The 5,656-nt window shown below is 56.0% G+C and carries 4 protein-coding genes; 1 reads left to right on the top strand and 3 read right to left on the bottom strand.

Features of this window, described 5'->3' with window-relative positions:
* Positions 1–72: 72 nt before the first annotated feature.
* A complete protein-coding gene (gene htpG, locus EOM25_11815; GenBank protein ID NCC25859.1) occupies positions 73–1,983 on the bottom strand; it encodes a molecular chaperone HtpG in 1,911 nt (636 codons plus the stop codon).
* Here htpG and EOM25_11810 point away from each other — a divergent pair.
* Complete coding sequence (locus EOM25_11810; GenBank protein ID NCC25858.1) at positions 1,922–3,343, top strand: glycosyltransferase; 1,422 nt, start codon at positions 1,922–1,924, stop codon at positions 3,341–3,343. The two genes, htpG and EOM25_11810, sit on opposite strands and share 62 nt — an antisense overlap.
* A 20-nt stretch (positions 3,344–3,363) precedes the next feature.
* On the opposite strand, the gene EOM25_11805 is transcribed toward EOM25_11810, so the two are convergent.
* Together EOM25_11805 and EOM25_11800 are read right to left on the bottom strand one after the other, a co-directional pair.
* Positions 3,364–4,035, bottom strand: a complete 672-nt coding sequence (locus EOM25_11805; protein ID NCC25857.1) for a VUT family protein — start codon at positions 4,033–4,035, stop codon at positions 3,364–3,366.
* Between the two features lie 238 nt (positions 4,036–4,273).
* Positions 4,274–5,641 (bottom strand): hypothetical protein, encoded by a 1,368-nt coding sequence (locus tag EOM25_11800; GenBank protein ID NCC25856.1) that lies wholly within the window; start codon positions 5,639–5,641, stop codon positions 4,274–4,276.
* Positions 5,642–5,656 lie beyond the last annotated feature (15 nt).

Genomic DNA, 5,656 nt, shown 5'->3' with positions numbered 1-5,656 from the left:
CCGGACGAAAAAGGGGGCACCTTGTGCCCCCATCCCGGTATAAGAAAGCGGCCCAATCGGACCGTTTGCAGCTCACAATCTCTTGATCTCCGCGTACCATCCGCTGGACTTGTCGAGCAAATCGGCGATACGGCCCACCATCCGATGCGGGTCGGTCAAATACCCTTCCAGGAGCAGGGCCGACTCGTAGAGCTGCTCCACGGCCGAAACGAGATAGGCATCGGCCACGTCGGCCCGGAAAATTCGGATCATGTTCCGGATCAGCCTATGGTCGGGGTTGATTTCCATGATCTTGACCGGAATGGAGGTATCCTTGCCCATGACCTTGAGAATCTTCTGCATCTGGGAGGTCACCTCCCCGTCCGGATTCACCAGGCATGATGGGCTGGTCGTCAGCCGCTTGGAGATGCGGACCTCCTTGACCCGGTCCTCGCCCAGAATTTCCTTGATCCGGTCGGTCAGGCCCTTGAGGGTGTCGCTGTCCTCGGTGGACAATTCTTCGGCCTTTGCCTCCTCGTCGGTGACGGCGTTCTCGAAACTTTCCAGACTCGCCGGATCGACGTTCTCCACGGCCTTGAACTTGAACTCCTTGTATTCCCGCAGGCTGTCCATGACGAACTCGTCGATGGGCTCGAACAGGTACAGGACCTCCAGGCCCTTTCGCCGAAAAATCTCCAGATGGGGGCTCAGGGCAATACTCTCCCGACTGGCCCCGGACAGGTAGTAAATCTCCTTCTGGCCTTCCTTGGCCCGTTCGATGTAGCCGTCAAGGCCTGTCAGGCCGTCCTTGTCGGTGTGAATCGAGGAATTGAACCGCAACAGAGGCCCGAACCGCTCCCGATTGGGATAATCGTTGTACCCCATCCGAAAGACCTTCCCGTGCTGCCGCCAGAAATTCTCGTATTGCTCCGGTTCCTCCCCGGCCAACTTTTGCAACCGCTCCAGCACCTGCTTGGTGATGGTCGTGGCCATCTTGGTCACCAGCAGATTCTCCTGGAGTGTCTCCCTGGAAATATTCAAAGGCAGGTCCTCGGTGTCGGCCACGCCCTTGAGAAAGCCCAGATATTCGGGGAGCAGAGCCGAAAATTCCTTCTGGATCAAAACCCGGCGGACATAGAGGTCCAGACCGTACTTGTCACGGTCGAAGCCGAACAGATCGCTGGGCTTTGACGGGATGAACATCAGGGCCGAGAACTGGACCGGGGCATCCACCGAGAGGTGGAGAGTGTCCATGGGCTTGTCGGAATCATAAGTCAAAAATGTGTAGAACTCGTCGTACTGCTCCTGCTTGATGGAGAATTTCGGCTCCCGCCACAGGGCGGCCACGGTGTTGACCTTTTCGCCATCGACCTTGATGGGAAAGGGAATGAAATTGGAATGCCTGGTGATGATGCGCTTGGCCGTGAAGACCTCGGCAAACTCCTTGGCGTCCTCTTTCAAATGGACCTGGATGGTCGTCCCCCTGGGCCGATCCTCGTCGATCTCCTTGATCTCGTAGGTCCCCAGGCCATCCGACACCCACTCCACGGTTTTGTCCCCATCCCGAAAGGACCGGCTGGTCAGAATCACCTTGTCGGCGACCATGAACACGGCATAGAAGCCCACCCCGAACCGGCCGATGATGGCCCCGGGGTCGGCCCCCTTGTTTTCGGCCAGGTTGCGCAAGAACTCCCCGGACCCGGACCTGGCGATGGTCCCGATATTTTCCATGACTTCATCGGCGTTCATGCCGATGCCCGTGTCCGTGATGGTCAGGATTCCCTTGTCCTTGTCGACGTTGATGGCGATCTCCAGATCGCTTTCACCATCTTTGACCGTCGCGCCGCGACTGACCTCGAATCGGAGTTTCTCCAACGCGTCGGAAGCGTTGGAAACGAGCTCGCGCAGAAAGATTTCCCGGTTCGTGTACAGTGAATTGGTGATGATATCGAGCAATTGCTTGATTTCAGCCTTGAATTCACAGGTTTTGACCTCGTCACTCATGTCTACCTCCTCGAAAAAAGACAGGCCCGGATGGGGCCGGATGATTGAAACCTGGCATTCGGTTTTGACAGGACACGCACGAATAATTCATGAATGGGCGATGTCAACACGCCCAAACAAACCAAACCGACCGATACGGGTTCTCCACGCCCTGAGCCAGAGGCCCGACTCCACCGGAAGCGGAATCTACATCAAGGCCGTCATGGCTGAAGCGCACCGCCACGGATACCAAAACCACCTCCTGGCCGGTCTGCCCTGCGACGAAGATGAAAATTCCCTCGGCCTGGACGCCTGCACAGCCAGCTTTGTCCGATTCGGAGGCGGGGATATCGACCACGCCATCGTGGGCATGAGCGACGTCATGCCCTATCCGAGTGAAACCTTCCGAGCCCTCGACCCCACCCGCATCGCCCGGTACAAGGATTGTTTCGCCCGGAGCCTCCAATCGGCCCGGGACGCCTTCCGGCCGGACTTGGTCCACAGCCATCACCTCTGGATCATGTCCTCCGCGGCCCGAGAGGTCTTTGCCGACCGGCCGCTGGTTGTCTCCAGCCACGGATCGGACCTCCGTCAGTTCCGCAACTGCCCGCAACTGCGGGACATCGTTCTGCCTAGATGCCGGGAAATCGACGCCGTCCTGGCCCTGGGCCCCGGTCAGCGGACCGAAATCCACGAACTCTACGGCATCCCCCTTGAAAAGATCCACGTCACCGGGGCCGGGTTCGACCGGAATATGTTCAGACCCGGACCACGGCCCGATCCGGACCCCATCCGAATCGCCTACGCCGGCAAGCTCAGCCGGGCCAAGGGCGTGCCCTGGCTCCTCCGGGCCCTGAAGAATCTGGCCTGGCCCTGGCACCTCGATCTGGTCGGCTCGGGAAGCGGTCCGGAACTGGAAACCTGCCTGGCCCTGGCCCGGGAACTCGGGAACCGGGTCACGGCCCACGGGGCCGTTGCCCAAAGGCGTCTGGCCGAAATCCTGGGCCGAAGCCACGTCTTTGTCCTGCCTTCGTTCTTCGAGGGCCTGCCTCTGGTCCTGATGGAGGCCCTGTCCTCAGGCTGTCACGTCGTTTCCACGGCCCTGCCCGGAGTCCTCGAACTCTTTGCCGCTGGCACCGACGACATCGTCACCCTGGTCGACCTGCCGGCCATGCGGACCATCGACGAACCAAAGCCCGAAGCCGAATCCGGTTTTGTCCATGATCTGGCCAGAGCCTTGGACCGGGCCAGACACAAGGTTCTCGCCCCCGGCCATGATCTTGGAACTGCGGCCGAGGCCGTGCTCGCGCCCCGCACCTGGGCCGGGGTCTTTGCCGGGGTGGACAGGATGTACAAAGAGGTTTTGAAAAACCGGGCGTAAAAAAAACCGACCTCAACCCCTCATGTCTGCGGAACCAGCCTTTGGGCCAGATACATGAAGGGCGTGTCCATCAGGGACATCAGGAACTTGAGGACATAGGTCGAAAGGAGAATTTCCAGCCAGATCTCCAGGGGGAACACGCCCCAGAAGGCTATGGCGCAGAAGATCAGGCTGTCCATCATCTGACTGACCACCGTGCTGCCGGTGTTTCTCAGCCAGAGATGCCGACCGGCCGTCTTGGTCTTGATGAAATGAAAGGCCCAGACATCGTGCCATTGCGAGGCCAGGTAGGCACACATGCTGGCCAGGGCCACCCGGGGCATGAACCCGAAAATGACCTCCAGATGGGACTGGGCGAAATCCCCGACGGCCGGAGTGAAAAGAAGAGCCACCTGCATGTAGATCGTGGACACGACCAGAGCCACGAAACCGAGAAGAACCGCCTGTTGGGCGGCCTTTTTTCCATAATGTTCCCCGAGAAGGTCCGTGGCCAGAAAGATGCTGGCGTAGAGAACGTTCCCCAGAGTCGTGGTCAGGCCGAACAGTTCCACGGTCTTTAGAACCTGGATGTTGCACATCAGCAGGCTGAAGACCACCGTGACCAGCAGCCCGGCCCGGCCGAACAGACGAAAGATGATCAGGACCAAGGTGAGGTCCGCCAGGGCGAACCCGATCCAGAGAAGTTCATTCACGCTCATTCTCCTGTGTTGACGACCGGGGGATTTGTGTCCCGGTCAGGCCCAGACGTCAACCTTTTTGAGAATCAACGAAGCTCGGTCGAGGGCATAGTGACCGAACAAGGACGATCAAAATCTCGTGGAGAACCCGGCCAACGAGCCCCACACGACTTCCGGTCAAGGAGCACTACTTCTCGATTTCATTATATTGCCAAGAGCACGCTCCAATGCTGCCCAAGCGAAAAATTCTCCATTATTCTCCCAAAAGCAGAAGGTGGATCGCCGGAAGAAAGGCTGTGGATTGACGCGCCAGCAGAAATGGATATGCCAAAGTTTCCTGAATGCTCCATGTCCGGGCAAAATCCCAGCCCACAAAGGTGGCCTGCTGCTTCATTTGAGCAGTGTTCTTTCCAAAGGAGGGCACGGACCCCTGTGACGTGGTGCGACCTGTGCTCTGTTTGTCCCAATAGCTCATGCTGACTGTACCGGTATTATATCCGACCAATCCTCCAATGGCTTCTTCATGGCTTAATACATAGGTGTATATATATCCTGTTGCATAGCATTCCATGACATCTCCGCTGTTATTTCCAACCAATCCTCCTATATAATCATATTCCGGTGCTGGAAATTCAGGATCAATTGCAAGCACCTTTCCCCGGGCATAAGACCTCTTTACAGAGCCATAACGATTAGATCCAACAAGCCCTCCAATATCAAAATCACCTCGGGCTTCACAAAATGAAAAAGAATTGATTATTTCTCCCTCAAAATTATCTCCGACCAGACCACCCAATTTATTTGTCCCTTGGACAATTCCAGAAATTGTATAACAATATCTGACTATACCATCACTGTTATTATACCCAACCAAACCACCAACTGAACTTGTCCCATTCACATTGCCAATTGAGAAGCAGTTATCGATAACTCCGTTGTTTACCCCGACAAGACCTCCGACTGAATTTCCTCCTCCAATCACTTTTCCCGTTGCATAATTTTTATTGAGAGTTCCTCCCAAGATTTGTCCCACCAGTCCGCCGACAAAATTCGTGTCACCATCCACGTCTCCCGTTGAATGGCTGGTCTTGACCGATCCGGCCGACATGGACCCCACCAAGCCACCAACTCGGTCATGGCCGCTGACCCTGCCCGTGGCGTTGCAGTTGGATATACGTCCGCCGTGATTTGTACCGACCAGAAATCCGACTGAGGAATATCCCGTGACAGAGCCGGAAACCAATTTCAAATTTGTGACCTGCGCTCCGGACTGCAGCGTGGTAAACAACCCGACACAGTTTGGAATGTTCGGCCTGTTGATATACAATCCGCCGATTTCAAAGCCTTGGCCGTTAAAACTGCCAGAAAAATTGAAAATTGGCAGGAACCCTTTCCCATCGTTCCAAAATAGAGTGTCCGATGCATCGATGTTATTCATCAGCAAAAAATGCTTGTCGACATGGCCCCCTACGGATTGGAGCTCACTGAGATATTGAATCTGATACGGATTTCCCGGAGAACCATCACCTCCGGAAAATGCCAGGGAAAACACAGGCGAAACAAATAGGAAAAGAATAATAGACAAAATTGAAAAAACGCCGACAGTCAACCGCTGTTTCATGAGACACCTCTAAAC

The sequence above is a fragment of the Deltaproteobacteria bacterium genome (assembly GCA_009929795.1).
Taxonomy (GTDB): domain Bacteria; phylum Desulfobacterota; class Desulfovibrionia; order Desulfovibrionales; family Desulfomicrobiaceae; genus RZZR01.
The sequence above is the reverse complement of the archived record's forward strand: the minus strand, read 5'-3'. Positions and strand labels throughout refer to the sequence as shown.

What these genes read in the sequence shown, in the direction of transcription:
- EOM25_11810 (NCC25858.1), top strand. Translation starts at nt 1,922, where the DNA reads ATGATATCGAGCAATTGCTTGATTTCAGCCTTGAATTCACAGGTTTTG.
- htpG (NCC25859.1), bottom strand. Translation starts at nt 1,983, where the DNA reads ATGAGTGACGAGGTCAAAACCTGTGAATTCAAGGCTGAAATCAAGCAA.
- EOM25_11800 (NCC25856.1), bottom strand. Translation starts at nt 5,641, where the DNA reads ATGAAACAGCGGTTGACTGTCGGCGTTTTTTCAATTTTGTCTATTATT.